We start from the raw sequence: 17,453 nt of genomic DNA, 5'->3' as shown, positions 1-17,453 counted from the left end.
ACTAAATTGAAAGAATATGGTTTAGGCCCCTATACACTTCATCTTCCGAAAAAAGTGCTTTAAGACGAGTGGAATCAAATTCATTTTTACAATTACGGATAAATTCTTGATTCTCCAATATAAATTTTAATTTATCAATAAGTTCGTTCTTAGAGGAATTAGAAACAATTATTCCACCTCCATAATTTGAAATCAGATCATTCAAAATACCATTAGTTGGAGAAATAGCTAGAATTGGTTTATTCATTTGTAGGTAATCCATTAGTTTGGAAGGGAGAAAGATACCTTCCTCCATTTTAGCCTCAATAATCATAAGTAGGTCTGAATCTTGAATAATATCAAGTGTTTTTTCATAGGGTAGAACTCCTTCCACTAAAATTAGATTTGATAATTCTAATTGATGGATCTTTTCATTTACCGTTTCTTCTGATGGTCCAATAAAACGAATAACAATATTATGATTTGGATACATATCATTGAATGAACGAAAAGCCTCAATAAACAACACTGGAGATCTCAAACCAAATCCTCCTAAATGAGAAATTACAAAAGGTCTATTTCTATTAATGGATTTTTTAGTATGTTTAACATCTAATACAATATGTGGAACTACATAAGATTTACCTTGAATCGAATGGAAAAATTTCTGATAATATAGCATCAATCTATCAGACGGAAAAGTGGAAAAATCACATATTTTAAAAAAATTTTCTAAAATATATTTTTCAAAAAAAAACGGTTTCCCTTTAAGTCCTTTTCCATAAGGAATAGGTGCATTTACTTTGGGTAGAGGATCACTCCAATTACTTACCCATCTTATCTTAGGGTATCTAATTTTTAAAAAAAAAGCAGGATAATGTCCATAAATTGGCATAACTCTAGAAAAAATAATATCTATATTACTTTTTTTATTATACTTTAAACCAAAACTCATTGCTTTAAAAATCCAAAACAAAGTATCTAGTAAATAGATTCTATTTAATAATGGGACTTTTTTTAACTTATTAGATAAGTTCTTTAAAATTTTGTTTTCAATCCCTACTCCATTCGACATTATATTGTAAACATCCTCTCTCGATTTATATTGAAAATCCCTATCATGATAAACAAAAACAACTTCATGACCATGATTTTTCAAAAGTCTAATAAATTTTACAGAAACAATAGATTCAGCACCTGAATAAGGTTTTTCCGGGCTAAACACAAGTATCCTCATAAAAGATCTTTGTTTAAAGTTTTAAATAAATCTTCCCAATAGTTCATAATAGCATTCCCATAAAATCTTTTCACATTCTTAACTGCATTTGTTGACATTTCCTTCCTTCGAGAAAAATCCAAAGCAAGAATTTTTATGTGCTTTGCCAAAGAATCTATATCAGATAAAGGAACTAAAAATCCATCTTCACCATGCCTTATGATTTCAGATGGGCCACACTCACAGTCATAGGCTATGCTGGGCAGACCACATTCCATTGCCTCAGTCAACACCAGTCCAAATCCTTCATATTTTGATGGAAAAACAAAAATGGAAGAATCTATTAAGGCAGTCTGGATATCCTTAAGCGGAGAAGATATTTTTACTTTTCCCTTTAAACCCATCTTAAAAATTAAGGATTGGAGATATTCATAATCTTGCCCTTCACCGATAATTTCAAGAGTCCACCCTTCAATTTCATAATGGATAGTTGAAAATGCTTTTATCAAATCATCAAATCCTTTTTGAGCTATCAACCTCCCAATTGAAATAATTTTTTTATTTGTGACACTGCTTTTCTCTTTCGTCTGAAAGGATAAGGGATTAGGGATTACAAAAGAATTATATGTCGCCCCCCAAAGCTCTTGATCCCTTTTAGACAACAATACTAATGCATCATATTTTTTAGCGTAGTATCTTTCTTTAATCAGTGTGAAATTTGCTTTCACCTTTCTAAGAAACCTTAATCTAATATTAGGCAAATGATTTACCAGATGAATCAGATAATTTTTTGAGAAATGAAATTCTTGAATTTTTTTACTACCATCTTTTAATTTATACAAAAATGGTAACTCTGATCCAAAAAGACCAATTACAACATCCTGTTTATTAGTTGATAAATATTCTGCCAATTTGGTTTCATAATTCTTAAAACAATTCTTTGTCAAATTAAGAGATATAATTTTTACATTATTTGAATAATTGAAAAACAAATCTTTGGGTAAAGCATTTCTTGAAATGATCGTTATTTCATGATTCAATTGGTCACATAGATAATTCACTTTAGTGGAAAGAACCCTTTCCATTCCACCAGGCTTACCTAGAAAATCAATTATGTATAGAATTTTCAAGATAATTGTTAATAATAAAATCTGAAAGAAGTTTCGCTTGGTATTTTCTTGAAAATTTAATAGGGGGGATAATACTATTATCAATAGAAATCCCATTTTTTTTATCATTTATATTTTTCAATAAAAACTTTTTAACTTCCGAAATTTTAGATAAAACATATCCATAATTTTCATTTGATACCAAAGCATCTAACTCATGCTTATCTCCAGGTATAACTACAACCTTTTTCCCAATACCTAAGGATTCAAATAATTTTGTGGTAAGTACTCCTTTTGGACCAACATTGTTAATTATTAATGTATAATCAGAACTATTAATAATAAAATTAATCTCTGAAGCATTTATTATTTCATTCACTATAATAAAATCTTTATTTAAATCATCAATATATTTTTCTAAAATATTCAATTCTGACCCAAAAAATTTAATTTGCAAATCGCCTTTAGAAATAAGCCCTTCTTTATTTAGCTCTGAAATTGCTTTGAAAAGAATCTCTGGGTTCCTAAACCATGAATTTAAAAGTCTACCAGTATAGGTTATTATTAAAGGAAGATGAGAACCTTTATTAGAAAGTTCAAGTGGATAAAAAGAATCATTATCATAACCATTAAAAATAATTACACCTCTTTTCTTTAATTTTGAGCTAAGAATATCATACATATAACTTGAAACAGTTGAGAAAAATTTAGCATTCCTTGTTCTATAAAATCTACCTATTTTAAAACGAAAAACTTGAAGTCTAGTTCTTAAAGATTTATCATAAGAGTCTTGCTCATAAATATCTCGAAAATCAGTTATAAATATGGCGTCATTTTCTTTTGAAATTTTTTCACCTAAAGTTAAACACCAGTTATCGGGAAGGGAAGCAACAACAACATCAAATTTAATTTTATTATATTCATTAAATGCTTTAATTAGTGCTTTATCCAAAAATCCAGGAGGGGATGAATATTCTGGATTAAAGAAGTCTCTTACCAATTTACTATAATTTCTTTTGTTTAAATAATCATTATTATCTTTATCAGAATCAAAGATTCTTAAAACATTGTTATCCATAAATGGGTATAAATTAAAATCAAATCTAGATTTTATTACATCATTTTCATTACGATAAACACGAGTAATAACTTTAACATCCCAACCAAATTCAGAAAAATATTTTGCAAAATAGGCCACCCTTATTCCACCAACATCAGACTGAGGAGGAAAAGCTGGACATATAAATAAAATCTTCATCTATTCTCTTTTAATATTTTTGCAGGAATTCCCCCAATAATTAAATTTGAAGAGCAACTTTTTGTAACCACACTATTAGCGGCAACCACTACATTATCACCCAATTGAACTTCAGGAAGTATAGTAACATTAGCACCAATCCAACAGTTTTTTCCTATGACTATCGATTTTCCATTTTCATGGAATTCAATATTTCCCTTACTATGATTTGCTGAAATAATTTTTACACCAGGACCAAAAATCGTATTATCTCCAATTTTGACTCCGTTTATACCTTGAATATAACAGCCTCCACTTATGGCAAAAGATTTCCAAACATTTTCACCAATTTCAATATTTCCAGTTACTCTTGAGGTAAAATGAACCATCCAAGGAATATCGTTATTTATATCCAATACGGATTGAAAAAACTTATTTACAATCCATAAACCTGGAGGTATGGGACTTTTCCAAAACTTTCCTATCAAACGAATAGGCCACAGCCAAGGTCTTAACTTGGCATTTTTTCTAATAGGGCTTACTTTCATTTATTTCTAAGGAATTGAGGCAAATTGTTTTCTACTCTAGTTGGTAAAACCAAGAAGGATTTTTTATAAAGGATAGCAAAAGTTGAAAAAAAATATACCAGAAATAATCCAATAAACATTATTTCAGGACGTATTGACAGAAATTCTTGAATCAATCCAATGGGAGAAAACATTAAACTAAATACAAAAATTTTTCTTAAATCATGGAATGGCAAAGTTTTTTTTATAGACACATTAAATCCTTTCGAAATCTTATATAAATTAAAAGGAACAGTCCATAGATATATAGTTATAAAAGTAGCAATAGCAGCTCCAAGAAAACCAATTAAGGAAACAAATAATATACTCAATAAGCTATTAATAAGTAAATCGAAAAAACTTCTTATAAGTATCACTTTAGAATATCCAAGAGCCATTAAGGCAGATCCATAAACCACTATCCTAATTGGAAGTAAAGAGGTGAAAATATAAAATGGGACAATGCTCTCAATGTATTTTTCTGAAAATAGGGTGATAATAAATGGTTTAGCAGCAATTAATAAAAAAATCGTTACCGGGAATAATATACTTGCAGAACGAATTGCAGCGGTATGAAAGAGTTTCAAAGCATCCTCCAATTTTCCTTCTTGAACCGATTTGGTCATATCTACTAAAATGACTGATGCAATAGAACCTGTAATAATTCCTATTAAGGGTATCTCTATCGCCCCATTTACATAGGTTGCAAATTCCTCGGGAGTGCCCATCCAGGAAACAATAATCTTATTGGTTTCCAACATGATCATGCTGAGGATAGAGGCCAAGCCTAAAGGAACAGCGTAAGCGACCATGGCCTTCATTTGAATAAAATCAGGTAATCTGAACCAACCAGGTGTATGATTAAAGCAAAAGTACAAGCCTATCGGGAGGAAAGTTAGTGGTAAAAAAATTTGAATTTTTAAAGGCAGTTCATAGCCTTTTGTTATATAAACGGCACCCATGACGCTAAATGTCAAAAGTATTGATGTAATCACATTGTAAGCCACTAGCAAATTAGTCTTATTTTGTGTTAGTAAAACAGCACTTATTACCGATGCGGGCATTACATATATAGGATAAAACTTCATCCAAGACAGCGTTTCTTCTAAATCTGGATTATTAAATCGTCTAGCCAGTAGTGAATCCCCTCCTAAAAACAGAAAAAGGGAAAACAGGGATGCGGAAATAAGAATTAAGACTAAATTATCTACTAATACCCCTCTCTTATTTTTTACCTCTTTTGGAAGGAAATAGTATACGGCATTTGGCAAACCAAGCAAAAGAATGGGAGCTGCAAAATTGTAAGCTAAAAAAGTCTGTTTAAAGGTTGCATAATCCAATTTGGTCAATACTCGAGCAGCGACCATAGTGGACAAAATAGAAGAAATTGAAACCAAAGTTTGCCCAAACGATAAAGCTAAAACTTTAAAAGTACGAGAGTTTTGCTCCATTTAAAGCAATTGGCTTTTTAGAATTTCAAGTATTAATTCCCCTGTATTTCCTGAGCCAAATAAATTAGGATGTTCCTCTGGATGTTCATATTGTTGAAAAGAAGCAAATATTCTTTCACTATTTGCTCCAACCAAAGTGTTCCAGCCGACAGATACTGTTTCTACCCATTCTGTTTCATCCCTTAAGGTAAAGCATGGTTTTTTAAAAAAATAAGCTTCTTTTTGTACACCTCCTGAGTCAGTAAAAATATATTCTGCATTTTCCTCTAAATCCAACATATCAAAATATCCAATTGGCTCTATAATCTTGATATTTTCACTTATTCTTATATCCAAAGTATTAAGTTTATATTTAGTCCTAGGATGAAGGGGTAAAATTATATTCATTGAAATTTGTGATAAACCTTTAAATATCTCTTTGAGTCGATCTGGGTTATCCGTATTTTCAGCTCGATGAATAGTTGCTAGGGAAAATTTTGAGTTTTTAAATCTATTTCCAAACCCACTCTTATTTATTTTTCTATAGAAAAGCGAAGCATCATACATGATATCACCAACCATGTAGACTCCCTTATTGATTCCTTCATTGGCTAAGTTAAGAACTGCATCTTCTGTTGGAGCAAATAAAAAGGTAGATAATCTATCTGTAAGAATTCTATTCTGTTCTTCTGGCATTTTCATATTGAAGCTTCTTAATCCAGCTTCTATATGGATAACAGGGATATGCAGTTTACTTGAGGCTAAAGCACCTGCTAGTGTTGAATTCGTATCTCCATAAACTAAAAGATAATCAGGTTTCAATTGATTAATCAACTCCTCAATCTTAATTAGCATTTCCCCGGTCATCTTCCCATGTCCACCAGATCCTATTCTGAGATTATAATCAGGGGTTGGGATCTCCATCTCTTCAAAAAATACATTTGACATGTTATTGTCATAGTGCTGCCCAGTGTGAACTAAAATCTCCTCAAAAACACCCTCCCAGTTTGAACTTCGGATTAGTCGACTTAAAACTGCAGCTTTAATAAACTGAGGACGAGCTCCAATTACTGTAAGTATTCTTTTTCTCATAGCAGTTTAGACATAAATGGATGAGGTCCCAGAGTTTTAGATGCGAGAGGATGATAATCTCCTTTCAACCCAATGGTTTCTGCATGCCTAATATCATGTACTAATTGTATGCTGTTTCTCGCTTCTTCCAATCCAAAGCCTGCCCTATTTAAAATATGCTCATAGCTATGGGTATGTAATTCTGTAAATCCATCAGAAAACTCAACTTCCTCTCCTTCCATTGTCAATGAACGATACGTACGGGCTCCCTTTGCTTTTACAGAATCAGGCAAAGTATCAGAATTTATACTCAAAAACCATCTTACTCTAGCATGCTCCAGCTCCAAGTAACCAGCCGCTCTATCATGAGTGTGAATATGAACGGCAGTTTGTTTTACTTTTCCAAAAATCCAGGCCAGCATATCGAAGAAGTGAACACCAATATTTGTAGCAATTCCACCGGATTTGCTGACATCACCTTTCCAAGAGGTATAATACCAGTGTCCTCGAGAAGTAATATAAGCTAGGTCTATATCATATATTTTATTTTGTGGACCATTATTTACTTTTTCTTTTAAAGCTATAATCGAAGGATGAAGCCTTAACTGTAAAATATTATAAACCTTATTATTAGACTCTTTCTCGATTTCCTGTAAAGCATCAATATTCCAAGGATTTAAAACTAAGGGTTTTTCACAAATCACATCTGCACCAACCCGTAATCCAAACCGTATATGTGCATCGTGAAGGTAATTGGGAGAGCAAATACTTACATAATCAATCTTTTTTTTCCCACGTTTAATCTTTTCAATATGTCGATCAAAACGTTCGAACTCAGTAAAAAAATCAGCATTGGGAAAATAAGAATCCATCACGCCTACTGAATCAAATTTATCATAGGCCGCTAATAATTGGTTTCCAGTTTCTTTGATTGCTTTCATATGTCTTGGTGCGATATATCCTGCAGCACCAATCAGCGCAAAGTTTTTCATTTTTATTTTAGCTTTTCAACCTTGTTATTTGATAAAAAATACTTTTCTCCGCTTTCTGGACAAGTGGCAACCCCTTGATCATCAAAACTTAACCGATGACCATATTCGGACATCCATCCAATTTGCTTGGAAGGGTTTCCTACTACTAGAGCAAATGGTGGCACATTCTTGGTAACAACTGCTCCTGCTCCTATAAATGCATATTCACCTATATCGTGTCCACAAACAATGGTAGCATTTGCACCAATTGTTGCACCCTTGCCAACATGAGTTTTAGCGTATTCAGACCTCCGATTTATGGCACTCCGAGGATTGATAACATTTGTAAAAACCATGGAAGGACCTAAAAAGACATCATCATCACAGGAGACCCCTGTATAAATGGATACATTATTCTGGACTTTCACATTATTACCCAAAACAACATCCGGGGAAACAACCACATTCTGACCTATATTACAGTTCTCCCCTATTTTACTATTGGGCATAATGTGTGAAAAATGCCAGATTTTGGTTCCATCACCAATCTCACAGCCTTCATCAATAACTGCAGTTTCATGTGCAAAAAACTTACTCATACAAAGAAATTTAAAATTTGCTCAATAATGTATTCTTGCTGGTCTTGTCCCATTTCGGTATGAATTGGTAAGGAAAGAACTTGTTTACAGAGTTTCTCAGCAATTGGAAATCCCCCTTCTTTTCCGCCATAATTCAAATATGCTTTCTGCAAATGCAAAGGAAGAGGATAATAGATCATGCTAGGGATACCTTTTTGAGCTAAATATTCCTTGAATTCATCTCTATTTATAGAACTGTCAAGCCTTATTGTATATTGGTGAAAAACATGACTCGAATTTTTGACACGCTTTGGTATTCTAACTTTTGAATGATTTGCAAAAGCTAAATCATAACGAAGTGCGACTTCATTTCTAGCCTTGGAGTACCTATTCAAATGCTTAAGTTTAACACTTAGAATAGCCGCCTGCATGGTATCTAAGCGAGAATTTACTCCAATAGAGTCATGATAATACTTTTTCTTTTGGCCATGATTTGCAATCATATGTAGCTTTTCAGCAAGTGAGGCATCATTTGTAAACATTGCCCCTCCATCTCCATAACATCCCAGGTTTTTTGAAGGAAAGAAAGATGTTGTTCCGATGTCTCCCATGGTTCCGGCCTGGGCCTTTCTTCCATTTGAAAAAGTATATACTGCTCCTATTGCCTGAGCATTATCTTCAATTACTTTCAAGTTATATAATTCAGCAACCTTTAGGATTTCTTCCATATTGGAGCATTGACCATATAAATGCACCGTTACAATTCCTACAGTTTTATCTGTGATTTTTGATTCTAGTTGATTAAAGTCTAATTCAAAAGTATCTTCAATTACGTCAATGAATACAGGCTTTAGTCCCAAAAGAGCAATTACCTCTACTGTGGCTACATAAGTAAATGCAGGCACTATGACTTCATCTCCAGGTTTAAAACCCAAAGCCATCATTGCAATTTGTAGAGCATCGGTTCCATTTCCACAAGTAACAACATAACCGGCGCCTGTATATTCCCTTAATTCTTCAGTAAACTTCTTTACTTGGGGTCCATTAATAAACGCTGTTTGATCTAATACTTCTTGAATAGCAGCATCTACATCTCCTTTTATTTTTTGATATTGGGTCTTTAAATCGACCATTTGAATTTTTTGCATCGACTTCTTACAAATTGCTGTATTGAGTTTTTCCAATTATGATAATAATTAATCTGTTTTCGATACTTTTCTTTTTCCATAAGAGATATATCGATAAAAATAATACTTCCACCTAGCATTTAGTTCTACATCAGAGAAGTCCTGATGCCTAATCCCATTTCTTGCCATAGACTTAAAAAAAGAAGAGATTCCAGGCGATAGTAAGAAGAAATAGCGTTCGCTTTCTACTATTTGTGAAAAGGACCTTGATTCAGTCCATAGCTCCCCTTCGATTCGCTTCTGAGCATATTTGATGGTTGAAAAGGCAGCTTTAGATTCTATTGGGAAAGGAATTTCTTGTTGAAAGTAGGTTTTCAGTAATTCATTTGCCTGAACTAAAAGGGCTTTGAGATTATATTTTTCTAACAATTGCTTCAAAATAGAGTAATCAACCTTTCCGAAGGGATAATGAAGAATATCTACGAGCCACTTTAAGCGATAATAACCATCTCTTGCTCCATGAACCAATAAGTACATGAACTCCAATTCCGGCTTCAATACCTGTATCTCACGATTTAGAACCTGCATGGATTGTGTATTTCCAGAAATCAATTGTTGCAGTTCGTTTTCTCTCAAATCCAAAAACTGATGATCCAGATTCCAGTGAATTTCCATTAAAAGTGACAGACAGGGATTCCACATCATATGGTGATGGATGTAATCCATGTACCAGCCTCTTCGCTTGGTGTTTTCTATCCATGGATTCTCTTCAGAATCTTCCCAGCCTAGGCTTAGCAGATGCTTTCTTAATATTTCTACGTCTTCTCGCTTAAGAACTAGAATATCTAAATCGCGGGAAGTACGAAAAGTAGGATCTCCATAAATCCTTTGAGATAGAGCTATCCCTTTAAATAGGATAAAAAAAATCTCGGATTGTTCCAGTTGATCGAGAGCAGTTTGAATATTCTTCAATTCCGCTAAAGCTCTTACCTTTTCCTCAATCAATTGTTCTTTTTCAATCTTCCCCCATCCCAATCGCTCAATTTGAGCAAGCGAAAGCCGATGCCTAGTAACTAATTCTGAGATGGAGAATTTAGAGGCCAAATAGATCTAAATAAAATAGAGAATAGGCTTTGAAAGAATTACAGCCAAATTTTAATAATTTATTTACTTAAAATACTCCAAATCCCCCCTCATCATATCCTCCACCAATCCTTGGAGATCATATTCCGGTTCCCAGCCTAGTTGGGTTTTGGCTTTGGTTGGGTCGCCGATAAGGAGGTCGACTTCGGTGGGGCGGAAGTAGGTCGGATCCACTTTGATTAATGTAGAACCAATATTCAAGTTTCCAATTTCGAAGTTCAGTGTTCGGAGTTCGGAGTTCTGGGTTGCCAACTCTGAACCTCGAACCCTGAACTCTTTTCCAGTTGCCTCGAAGTATTTCTGCTCATCCACTGCCTCCAGGATTCCAACTTCGTCGGCTCCGCTTCCTTCCCATCGGATAGTGAAGCCGACATAGGCGAAGGCCATTTGGACGAAGTCCCGAACTTTGGTGGTTTGGCCGGTGGCGATCACAAAGTCTTCCGGTTTTTCCTGTTGCAGGATCAGCCACATGGCCTTCACATAGTCCTTAGCATGTCCCCAGTCACGCTGTGCATCGAGGTTACCTAAGTATAAGCAGTCCTGCTTACCCAAAGCGATGGCAGCTGCAGCCATGGTGATCTTTCGCGTTACGAAGGTCTCCCCTCTTCTTGGGGATTCATGGTTGAAGAGAATCCCGTTACAAGCAAACATATTATAGGCTTCCCGGTAGTTCTTGGTAATCCAGAATCCGTAGATCTTAGCTACCCCATAAGGAGAGCGAGGGTAGAATGGAGAGTTTTCATCGTAGAAACCTGCTGCGTTCTTGTTTTCAGGCATCCCTCCATAGAGTTCGGAGGTGGAAGCCTGATAGACTCGGGTCTTTTTTTCCAGTTTGAGTATGCGCACCGCTTCCAGGATTCGAAGGGCCCCTACTGCATCTACATTGGCTACATATTCCGGAGAATCGAAGGAAACCTTCACGTGGGACATGGCCCCGAGATTGTAGATTTCGTCTGGTTGTACTTCCTGAATGATGCGGATGATATTGGTAGAGTCAGTTAGGTCACCATAGTGCAGGACAAAGTTGACATGAGATTCATGGAGATCCTGGTAGAGGTGATCGATGCGCTGGGTATTGAATGAAGATGCTCGGCGTTTGATGCCGTGGACGATGTAGCCTTTTTCAAGGAGCAGTTCCGCCAAATAGGAACCATCTTGTCCTGTTATACCTGTAATTAAAGCAACTTTAGGCCTTGAAGAGTTATTCATTTCTTTTGTTCGTTGTTCGAGGTTCAGTGTTCGGAGTTCGGGGTTAAATGTTCGAGGTTCTGGGTTCGGAGTTCAGGGTTTAGGAATACTTATTTCCTTTACGTTCCGAGTTTTTGAGATAGATCATTAAAGACTTAATCTTTGTTCTCAGTCTTTCTGTTCGGTTCAAAACTTCATCTAGTTCAATTTGATCAATATATAACGCGTCAAAGGCCCGATAAGCCTGTGATCTAGTTTCGGCATTTGAACCTCTAGCAATAGAAAGAAATTGTATAAACTCTTTATTTCCGTCCCTATCAAATCCTTCGGCTATGTTATCCATTATAGAACCTGATGATCCATTTATTTGACCAACTAATTTGAAATCTTTAGAAAATCTAGGCTTTCTTGTCAAGGATCGAATAACCTTGCATAACTCTCGAGCCTCTTGCCATATTTCTAAATCTTCAAAACGCTCTATTTTCATAAAAAATTGTCGGATTTTCGGGTTAGAAATTCTTGGTTCGAGGTTCAGAGTTCAGAGTTTGAGATTCAGGGTGAACGAACTTCGAACTTCGAACTTCGAACAACTTTAACCCATTTTTACCTGCTTAACCGAATCCTGATTCTCCAAGAACCACTCATATGTCTTCCGGATACCATCTTCGAGTGAAGTTTTCGCTTTCCAGCCAGCTTTTTCCATTTTGGAAACATCCATCAATTTTCGAGGTGTACCATCAGGTTTGGTAGAATCCCAAATGATCTCTCCTGTGTGTCCCACTATTTTTTGAATAAGTAAGGCCAAATCCTTGATTGTCAAGTCCTCCCCTGTTCCCACATTGTAAAGATTATCAGAGAATTTATTTTCCATGGCAAAAACTACCGCCTCAGCTAGATCTTCAACATACAAAAACTCTCTCATTGGAGTGCCCGACCCCCACAGGGTCACTGTGGACTGCTTACTGCCGACTGCATACTGCTTCGCCTCATGAAATTTCCGAATCATGGATGGCAAAACATGTGAGGTTTTTAGGTCGAAATTATCGTGTGGACCATACAAATTGGTCGGCATTAAAGAGATGTAATCCTTTCCATATTGTTTTCGAATGGCTTCGCATGCCTTTACGCCTGCAATTTTAGCGATAGCATACCACTCATTGGTAGGTTCCAAGGGAGCTGTAAGTAGGTATTCTTCTTTTAGAGGTTGGGGTGCCAACTTTGGATAGATACATGAAGAACCTAGGAAAATGAATTTTTCAACTCCAGAATGAAAAGCTGTATCGATCAGATTATTCTGAATCTGAAGATTCTCCATCAGGAATTGGTAGGGGTAGGTATTATTTGCTAGAATCCCACCTACTCGAGCTGCGGCATCGATCACCAATTCAGGTTTTTCGGCTTTGAAAAAATCCTGAACAGCCGCCTGATTTCTGAGATCCAGTTCAGCAGAAGTTTTGCCAATCAGATTGGTATAACCTTCAGCTTCCAACTTTCTCCAGATAGCAGAACCAACCATTCCTCGGTGGCCGGCGATGTAGATGCGGGTATTTCGTTTTGGGTTCAAGAAGTGGGAAGTAAAATGTTAAGCGTTAATTGTTAAGCGTTAAAGCGTTTTGGGTTCGGGGTTCTAGGTTCAGGGTTGTTGACGAACTGTCGAACTGTCGAATTGAGGAACTGATAAGTGGACTAGTATTTTCAAATTATCTTTTCGATTAATCAATTAAACTATTCAACAGTTAGACAATCGACCTGGTCTATACCCTTTAAATGGTTTCAAAGTAATCTTTTACTTTCTTAGCAATAGTCCTTTTTATTTCGTTCCAATCGATTGGAGCAATCATTTTTGGAGATTCGTCTAAATCCGCATCATGGAAATAAGTAAGGCTTTTGAGAACCAAGAATTCAGACCCATCATTATATTTTTGCCTAAAAAATCCTAACATTTCAGCTAGTGAATATTCATTCATTAAAAAATACAAGTCAATGAAATCTTTTTTACTTCCTCTACCTGAAATGGCATTCAGTTTCATCGCGGCAATATCTCTTTTATCAGCCAAACGCAAGTTTTCCGATAATAGACAAGGATTCAACCATAGATAGCGATAGTTTACAAAATCAATTTTTATATTATCTACTGTATAAATCAGAATATTCTTACTTTTTTTTAAGACCCTTGACTCACCTAATTGATCTAGAAATTCGGAAATCATTAATTCATCCAACTCTTTCATTCCGAAAAGATCAATGTCCACGGATTCTCTATGGCCGATCTGTAAAGCAAGACTTGTTCCTCCAACCAAACAGAACTCATCGAAATAAGGGTGATTCATTAAAGCAGTCAGGATTTCCAAAAGTCTGGAATTGACTGTTTCCTTGTGTAGCATCTAAAATTATTTGGTTCCAAATCAAACAGGAGGCATAAAAAAGACAGGGTTACATCATCCATTGACCGAAGTTCTAATGCTATCTTTTTTATTTCTTCCAGACCAAAAATCTCTTTGATTTTCCTCCAATCGCTTAAGAGCCCATATTCTAAAACCCTTTCAATCAACCATTTTTTTGATTGCTCCAAATTGACTTTTTCAATATCCACATCCCAAAAGAGATGCCTTGAAAAATCAGAGGGCTGAATATTGGATTTTGTATCTTTCATTTCCATAAACTTACAGGAATTAGACTAGATTTCCAGCAGTTTATTTGTTTGAGCTCAGAGTTGAAGGTGAACTGAGGAAGTGAATGTTAAGCGTTAATTGTTAAGCGTTTTGGGTTCGGGGTTCTAGGTTCTAGGTTCGGGGTTTGAGGTTACAACGTTGAACATTGAACCTTGAACTTTTAACTGCGAAGCAACCAACTACTAGATTGAATCTTCTCTCCCATTCCATCTAATAGTTCTATGCCCAATTCTTGACAAACTGGAACCTCAGGAATGGATTGATTATTCTGATCTCCTCCGTTTGCGAAGGCAAGTTGGTAGGTAGCTCCTAATTCTTGGTGAACCTTTCTAATCGTTTCACAGACCGTTCTATCCTGATCAATGGAAAGATATACCCGGTCTACACTTTTGATATTGGATACTATAAACATGCGTTCATCTTCCAACTGAAACTCCTTTGAACCCTTCAATGCCCGTTGATGATCACTGTTTACTATGACTATCAATTCATCCCCAGCAGCTTTGGCATTATTGAAATATTCAATATGGCCTTTGTGAAGTGGGTTGAAGTAACCGGAAACAATTATTCCTCTTTTCATAAATAGAGAGTTAGGGGTTCAGAGTTCAAGGTTTTGGGTTATTGGACTCCAACTTATAAAAAAGAGCACTTAATCTTTTAACGTTGAACGTTTAACAATATCAAGAAAGGGATTCCCTAATGTATTCCAACTTAGAAACTTTTTCAGGACCGAAATTCAGTGGTCTACCTACGGCTTCGCCCTTTCAGTCCCATTTCAAGAAAAAAGAGTGGGAAGAGAAGGAGATCTGCCGATGATCTGCAGCTCAGAATCAATCTTCAAACTCGATCTTTTTCTTTCTTTGGTCTTAGCCTTTATTAAAAAGAAATATACCCTTAGGTGGGTTTAGAAAAGCCAATCCAAAACTTCAAAAACGGGGGTGAATTGGCCCTTCAAATATACTAAACTGAGTAGTTTTGGTACTCAGTTTTGCAACTAAAATTTAAGACTTTATACATCCATTTTTTTGCATTTTGTTTCCACTTTTTCCCAATGAAAGAAGGGAAATTCTGCAAATGGATTGTCTTTCAATCAGTTGATTAATTGTTTGATTTGGGTGAAATCTTGAAAGTTCCATACTTGGGGATAGCCAAATTTCTCCAAAAAGAGAACCTTCCCATCGGGATGTTCCCAGGCCCATTTGTCTGTTGAAAGATCCAGGGAATCTTTATGGATGGTAGCCAACTTAAGCCCCAAGTTTTGGTGATAGAAGGATTGATGGTACATGCGGGTGAAGGTTGCGATTTGATCTCCCCCATAGACAAATCGATAATGACTTGCCGGAAAATGGGATATTTTAAATACATATCGAAATACCTCAAATTCTTTCTCATGAAGTTGAATCTTACAATAAACGGAAGCCGAATCGGAATCCTTTGGGAATTCCATGAATCTCGGAAGGGGATCTTCGGTAAAACGGTATTGCAGGCGTTGAACACCGGAGTCCTGATATCGGAAGTTTAATTCCTTTAGCATTTGGATAGGATCGAAAAAAACGGGTTTGTCAGAATACCGGTAGGTATAGGGCCACCCATTGATGGTTTTTCGAACCTCTTTAGATCCTGTAAAAAACTTTTTTAAATAAGAGATCATAGAATAATTGATAAAAGCAAAATTTTGTAATTCCCTAAAGACTATTCTTGTCCGTTGATTTCATACAATAAATAGCGTTTATCCTCCGGGTTCTTTTTGCGGGTAATCAGCGTATAGCCTAATTCCTGTTCACTATGCTGATTTACCTCTTTGATCAACCTTGAGCGCCTTACTTTTTTATTATCCGGATTGGGAAGATGATCGATATTCAAAACCTTATCCAATTCTTCTACTGTCAAAAGCCTTCCCTTAAAAGGGTGAAACTGATGAATCCAGCCATTAGATTCGATTCCATTATCCATATTCTCGGGTAGGCTCGAACCATTAGAAGTACCATTGGAAAAAGTTTTGGCAGCTTTTTGCTTTTTGATGGCATTTTGAAACATGAAAAACAGCACGATCCCGGTAACAATTAGGACGCAACTGATAATCAAAACATAATCACGTTTCAACTCTTCAATTCCATCGGGACTAATCGGAAGAATTTCAGCCTTTCCAACAAACTCCCCCTTTCTAAAAAAATCATCTAAATCAAATTCCTGAATTCCATCCATGTAGGTCTGAATGGATACCAAATTATCCACTTGCAATAGCCAAGTTGGTCTAAAGACAAAATCAAGACCTTTTTCCAACCTGAAAAATCGGATTTCTAAAGAAGACTTTTCCATGATCAAAAAACCGATCCGTCTTTTTTCAGTCCCGATGCAAGCGAAGGCCAGATAATCCTCTGTGTCTAATGGCACGGTAGAATCTACTACAAATTGACTCTCAAATGGGTCGTAAGATACGATACTACCTAAAGACAGATATTTCCAAGCCATTTCATCCAAGTCGAGGAAAAAACCCTGTCCATGTTCTCCTTTTTTATCCTGTCTTAGATTTTCTTCAAAAGGCAAAAGCACCAATATCCCCTTATCACTCAAACCAGCAATTCCCGGCGCAAAATCAATGGGTTGGTTTTTGGGAGTCATAAGAGACCAAGAACCCGTTTCTTTATCAAAGGACAATAAATCCAAATGATTGCGCCAAAAACCATATCCTCCTAAGGAGTAAATCGAACCTTCACGTACAAAATACTTTGCTCCACAGGTATAGCCCTTATTGTCAAAACCGTACAGATTTTTCCATCCTTCAGCAGTCCATTGATAAACATCCAGGTAACATGAAGAAAAGGCGTATATCCCGGATTCATCCCGCATTAATTCAAATGCCCCTGCGATTTCAAATGGATTGGAAAGCAAGGAGTCCAACTGAGCCTCGGAAAAATAAGGTGAAAGCCTATCGAAGTTGTAGGTATCCCCAAACTCCAATGGCCATATTTTCAGTTTGGCAGACTGAGTAGCGGAAAGCATCGGTACCAAACCGATAAACACTAAGAAACTAAAAAACCAAAATCTCATACAGACAAGAGACAATATTAACTTTCAAAGAATTTCGAAGGCAAAAATAATTACTGCTGAAAACTAATTTAATAAAATCAGGTAAAATAGGTAACAGAAATTGTTACCTATTTTG

At 35.7% G+C, this 17,453-nt stretch carries 18 protein-coding genes; all 18 read right to left on the bottom strand.

Annotated elements, in window-relative coordinates; all coding sequences use genetic code 11:
• Position 1: 1 nt before the first annotated feature.
• On the bottom strand, positions 2 to 1,216 hold the full coding sequence (locus tag E4S40_RS01780) for a glycosyltransferase (RefSeq protein WP_135069981.1): 1,215 nt from the start codon (positions 1,214 to 1,216) through the stop codon (positions 2 to 4).
• On the bottom strand, positions 1,213 to 2,325 hold the full coding sequence (locus tag E4S40_RS01775) for a glycosyltransferase family 4 protein (protein WP_161971755.1): 1,113 nt from the start codon (positions 2,323 to 2,325) through the stop codon (positions 1,213 to 1,215). Before E4S40_RS01775 ends, E4S40_RS01780 begins: the two co-directional genes overlap by 4 nt.
• Positions 2,303 to 3,562, bottom strand: a complete 1,260-nt coding sequence (locus tag E4S40_RS17060) for a glycosyltransferase family protein (RefSeq protein WP_161971754.1) — start codon at positions 3,560 to 3,562, stop codon at positions 2,303 to 2,305. Before E4S40_RS17060 ends, E4S40_RS01775 begins: the two co-directional genes overlap by 23 nt.
• Positions 3,559 to 4,089, bottom strand: coding sequence for an acyltransferase (locus E4S40_RS01770; RefSeq protein ID WP_135069975.1), 531 nt, complete (start codon positions 4,087 to 4,089; stop codon positions 3,559 to 3,561). Before E4S40_RS01770 ends, E4S40_RS17060 begins: the two co-directional genes overlap by 4 nt.
• Positions 4,086 to 5,558 carry a lipopolysaccharide biosynthesis protein gene (locus E4S40_RS01765; protein ID WP_135069972.1) on the bottom strand — a complete coding sequence of 491 codons (1,473 nt, stop codon included), beginning with the start codon at positions 5,556 to 5,558 and terminating at the stop codon, positions 4,086 to 4,088. The genes E4S40_RS01770 and E4S40_RS01765 overlap by 4 nt, the downstream gene beginning before the upstream one ends.
• Positions 5,559 to 6,629, bottom strand: a complete 1,071-nt coding sequence (gene wecB, locus E4S40_RS01760; protein ID WP_135069969.1) for a non-hydrolyzing UDP-N-acetylglucosamine 2-epimerase — start codon at positions 6,627 to 6,629, stop codon at positions 5,559 to 5,561. It lies immediately after the preceding gene.
• Positions 6,626 to 7,600 carry a Gfo/Idh/MocA family protein gene (locus E4S40_RS01755; protein WP_135069966.1) on the bottom strand — a complete coding sequence of 325 codons (975 nt, stop codon included), beginning with the start codon at positions 7,598 to 7,600 and terminating at the stop codon, positions 6,626 to 6,628. Before E4S40_RS01755 ends, wecB begins: the two co-directional genes overlap by 4 nt.
• A gap of 2 nt (positions 7,601 to 7,602) precedes the next feature.
• Complete coding sequence (locus tag E4S40_RS01750) at positions 7,603 to 8,178, bottom strand: acyltransferase (RefSeq protein ID WP_135069963.1); 576 nt, start codon at positions 8,176 to 8,178, stop codon at positions 7,603 to 7,605.
• Positions 8,175 to 9,341, bottom strand: a complete 1,167-nt coding sequence (locus E4S40_RS01745) for a DegT/DnrJ/EryC1/StrS family aminotransferase (protein ID WP_317129204.1) — start codon at positions 9,339 to 9,341, stop codon at positions 8,175 to 8,177. Before E4S40_RS01745 ends, E4S40_RS01750 begins: the two co-directional genes overlap by 4 nt.
• A 12-nt stretch (positions 9,342 to 9,353) precedes the next feature.
• A complete protein-coding gene (locus E4S40_RS01740) occupies positions 9,354 to 10,388 on the bottom strand; it encodes a nucleotidyltransferase family protein (RefSeq protein ID WP_161971753.1) in 1,035 nt (344 codons plus the stop codon).
• Between the two features lie 63 nt (positions 10,389 to 10,451).
• Positions 10,452 to 11,636, bottom strand: coding sequence for a GDP-mannose 4,6-dehydratase (gene gmd, locus E4S40_RS01735; protein WP_135069957.1), 1,185 nt, complete (start codon positions 11,634 to 11,636; stop codon positions 10,452 to 10,454).
• A 79-nt stretch (positions 11,637 to 11,715) separates the two neighbouring features.
• Positions 11,716 to 12,102, bottom strand: a complete 387-nt coding sequence (locus E4S40_RS01730) for a four helix bundle protein (protein ID WP_135069954.1) — start codon at positions 12,100 to 12,102, stop codon at positions 11,716 to 11,718.
• Between the two features lie 105 nt (positions 12,103 to 12,207).
• Positions 12,208 to 13,179 (bottom strand): GDP-L-fucose synthase family protein, encoded by a 972-nt coding sequence (locus E4S40_RS01725; protein ID WP_262710582.1) that lies wholly within the window; start codon positions 13,177 to 13,179, stop codon positions 12,208 to 12,210.
• A 199-nt stretch (positions 13,180 to 13,378) separates the two neighbouring features.
• The gene (locus E4S40_RS01720; RefSeq protein ID WP_135069952.1) at positions 13,379 to 13,999 is read right to left on the bottom strand and encodes a nucleotidyl transferase AbiEii/AbiGii toxin family protein; all 621 of its coding nucleotides are present in this window, start codon (positions 13,997 to 13,999) and stop codon (positions 13,379 to 13,381) included.
• Positions 13,954 to 14,268 carry a DUF6922 domain-containing protein gene (locus tag E4S40_RS17320; RefSeq protein WP_135069949.1) on the bottom strand — a complete coding sequence of 105 codons (315 nt, stop codon included), beginning with the start codon at positions 14,266 to 14,268 and terminating at the stop codon, positions 13,954 to 13,956. The genes E4S40_RS01720 and E4S40_RS17320 overlap by 46 nt, the downstream gene beginning before the upstream one ends.
• Before the next feature lie 179 nt (positions 14,269 to 14,447).
• Entirely contained in the window at positions 14,448 to 14,867 is a 420-nt protein-coding gene (locus E4S40_RS01710) for an adenylyltransferase/cytidyltransferase family protein (protein WP_135069946.1), read from the bottom strand.
• Between the two features lie 510 nt (positions 14,868 to 15,377).
• A complete protein-coding gene (locus E4S40_RS01705; protein WP_135069943.1) occupies positions 15,378 to 15,938 on the bottom strand; it encodes a hypothetical protein in 561 nt (186 codons plus the stop codon).
• Positions 15,939 to 15,979: 41 nt separating this feature from the next.
• On the bottom strand, positions 15,980 to 17,338 hold the full coding sequence (locus tag E4S40_RS01700; protein WP_135069940.1) for a hypothetical protein: 1,359 nt from the start codon (positions 17,336 to 17,338) through the stop codon (positions 15,980 to 15,982).
• Positions 17,339 to 17,453 lie beyond the last annotated feature (115 nt).

Origin of the sequence: Algoriphagus kandeliae (genome assembly GCF_004571135.1) — a bacterium.
Taxonomy (GTDB): Bacteria; Bacteroidota; Bacteroidia; order Cytophagales; family Cyclobacteriaceae; genus Algoriphagus; species Algoriphagus kandeliae.
The sequence above is the reverse complement of the archived record's forward strand: the minus strand, read 5'-3'. Positions and strand labels throughout refer to the sequence as shown.

Excerpts from the sequence above, each read along its gene's own strand:
- E4S40_RS01720 (WP_135069952.1), bottom strand. The coding sequence starts at position 13,999 with ATGCTACACAAGGAAACAGTCAATTCCAGACTTTTGGAAATCCTGACT.
- E4S40_RS01710 (WP_135069946.1), bottom strand. The coding sequence starts at position 14,867 with ATGAAAAGAGGAATAATTGTTTCCGGTTACTTCAACCCACTTCACAAA.
- E4S40_RS01765 (WP_135069972.1), bottom strand. The coding sequence starts at position 5,558 with ATGGAGCAAAACTCTCGTACTTTTAAAGTTTTAGCTTTATCGTTTGGG.
- E4S40_RS01705 (WP_135069943.1), bottom strand. The coding sequence starts at position 15,938 with ATGATCTCTTATTTAAAAAAGTTTTTTACAGGATCTAAAGAGGTTCGA.
- E4S40_RS17320 (WP_135069949.1), bottom strand. The coding sequence starts at position 14,268 with ATGAAAGATACAAAATCCAATATTCAGCCCTCTGATTTTTCAAGGCAT.
- E4S40_RS01780 (WP_135069981.1), bottom strand. The coding sequence starts at position 1,216 with ATGAGGATACTTGTGTTTAGCCCGGAAAAACCTTATTCAGGTGCTGAA.
- E4S40_RS17060 (WP_161971754.1), bottom strand. The coding sequence starts at position 3,562 with ATGAAGATTTTATTTATATGTCCAGCTTTTCCTCCTCAGTCTGATGTT.
- gmd (WP_135069957.1), bottom strand. The coding sequence starts at position 11,636 with ATGAATAACTCTTCAAGGCCTAAAGTTGCTTTAATTACAGGTATAACA.
- E4S40_RS01755 (WP_135069966.1), bottom strand. The coding sequence starts at position 7,600 with ATGAAAAACTTTGCGCTGATTGGTGCTGCAGGATATATCGCACCAAGA.
- wecB (WP_135069969.1), bottom strand. The coding sequence starts at position 6,629 with ATGAGAAAAAGAATACTTACAGTAATTGGAGCTCGTCCTCAGTTTATT.
- E4S40_RS01770 (WP_135069975.1), bottom strand. The coding sequence starts at position 4,089 with ATGAAAGTAAGCCCTATTAGAAAAAATGCCAAGTTAAGACCTTGGCTG.
- E4S40_RS01730 (WP_135069954.1), bottom strand. The coding sequence starts at position 12,102 with ATGAAAATAGAGCGTTTTGAAGATTTAGAAATATGGCAAGAGGCTCGA.
- E4S40_RS01700 (WP_135069940.1), bottom strand. The coding sequence starts at position 17,338 with ATGAGATTTTGGTTTTTTAGTTTCTTAGTGTTTATCGGTTTGGTACCG.
- E4S40_RS01750 (WP_135069963.1), bottom strand. The coding sequence starts at position 8,178 with ATGAGTAAGTTTTTTGCACATGAAACTGCAGTTATTGATGAAGGCTGT.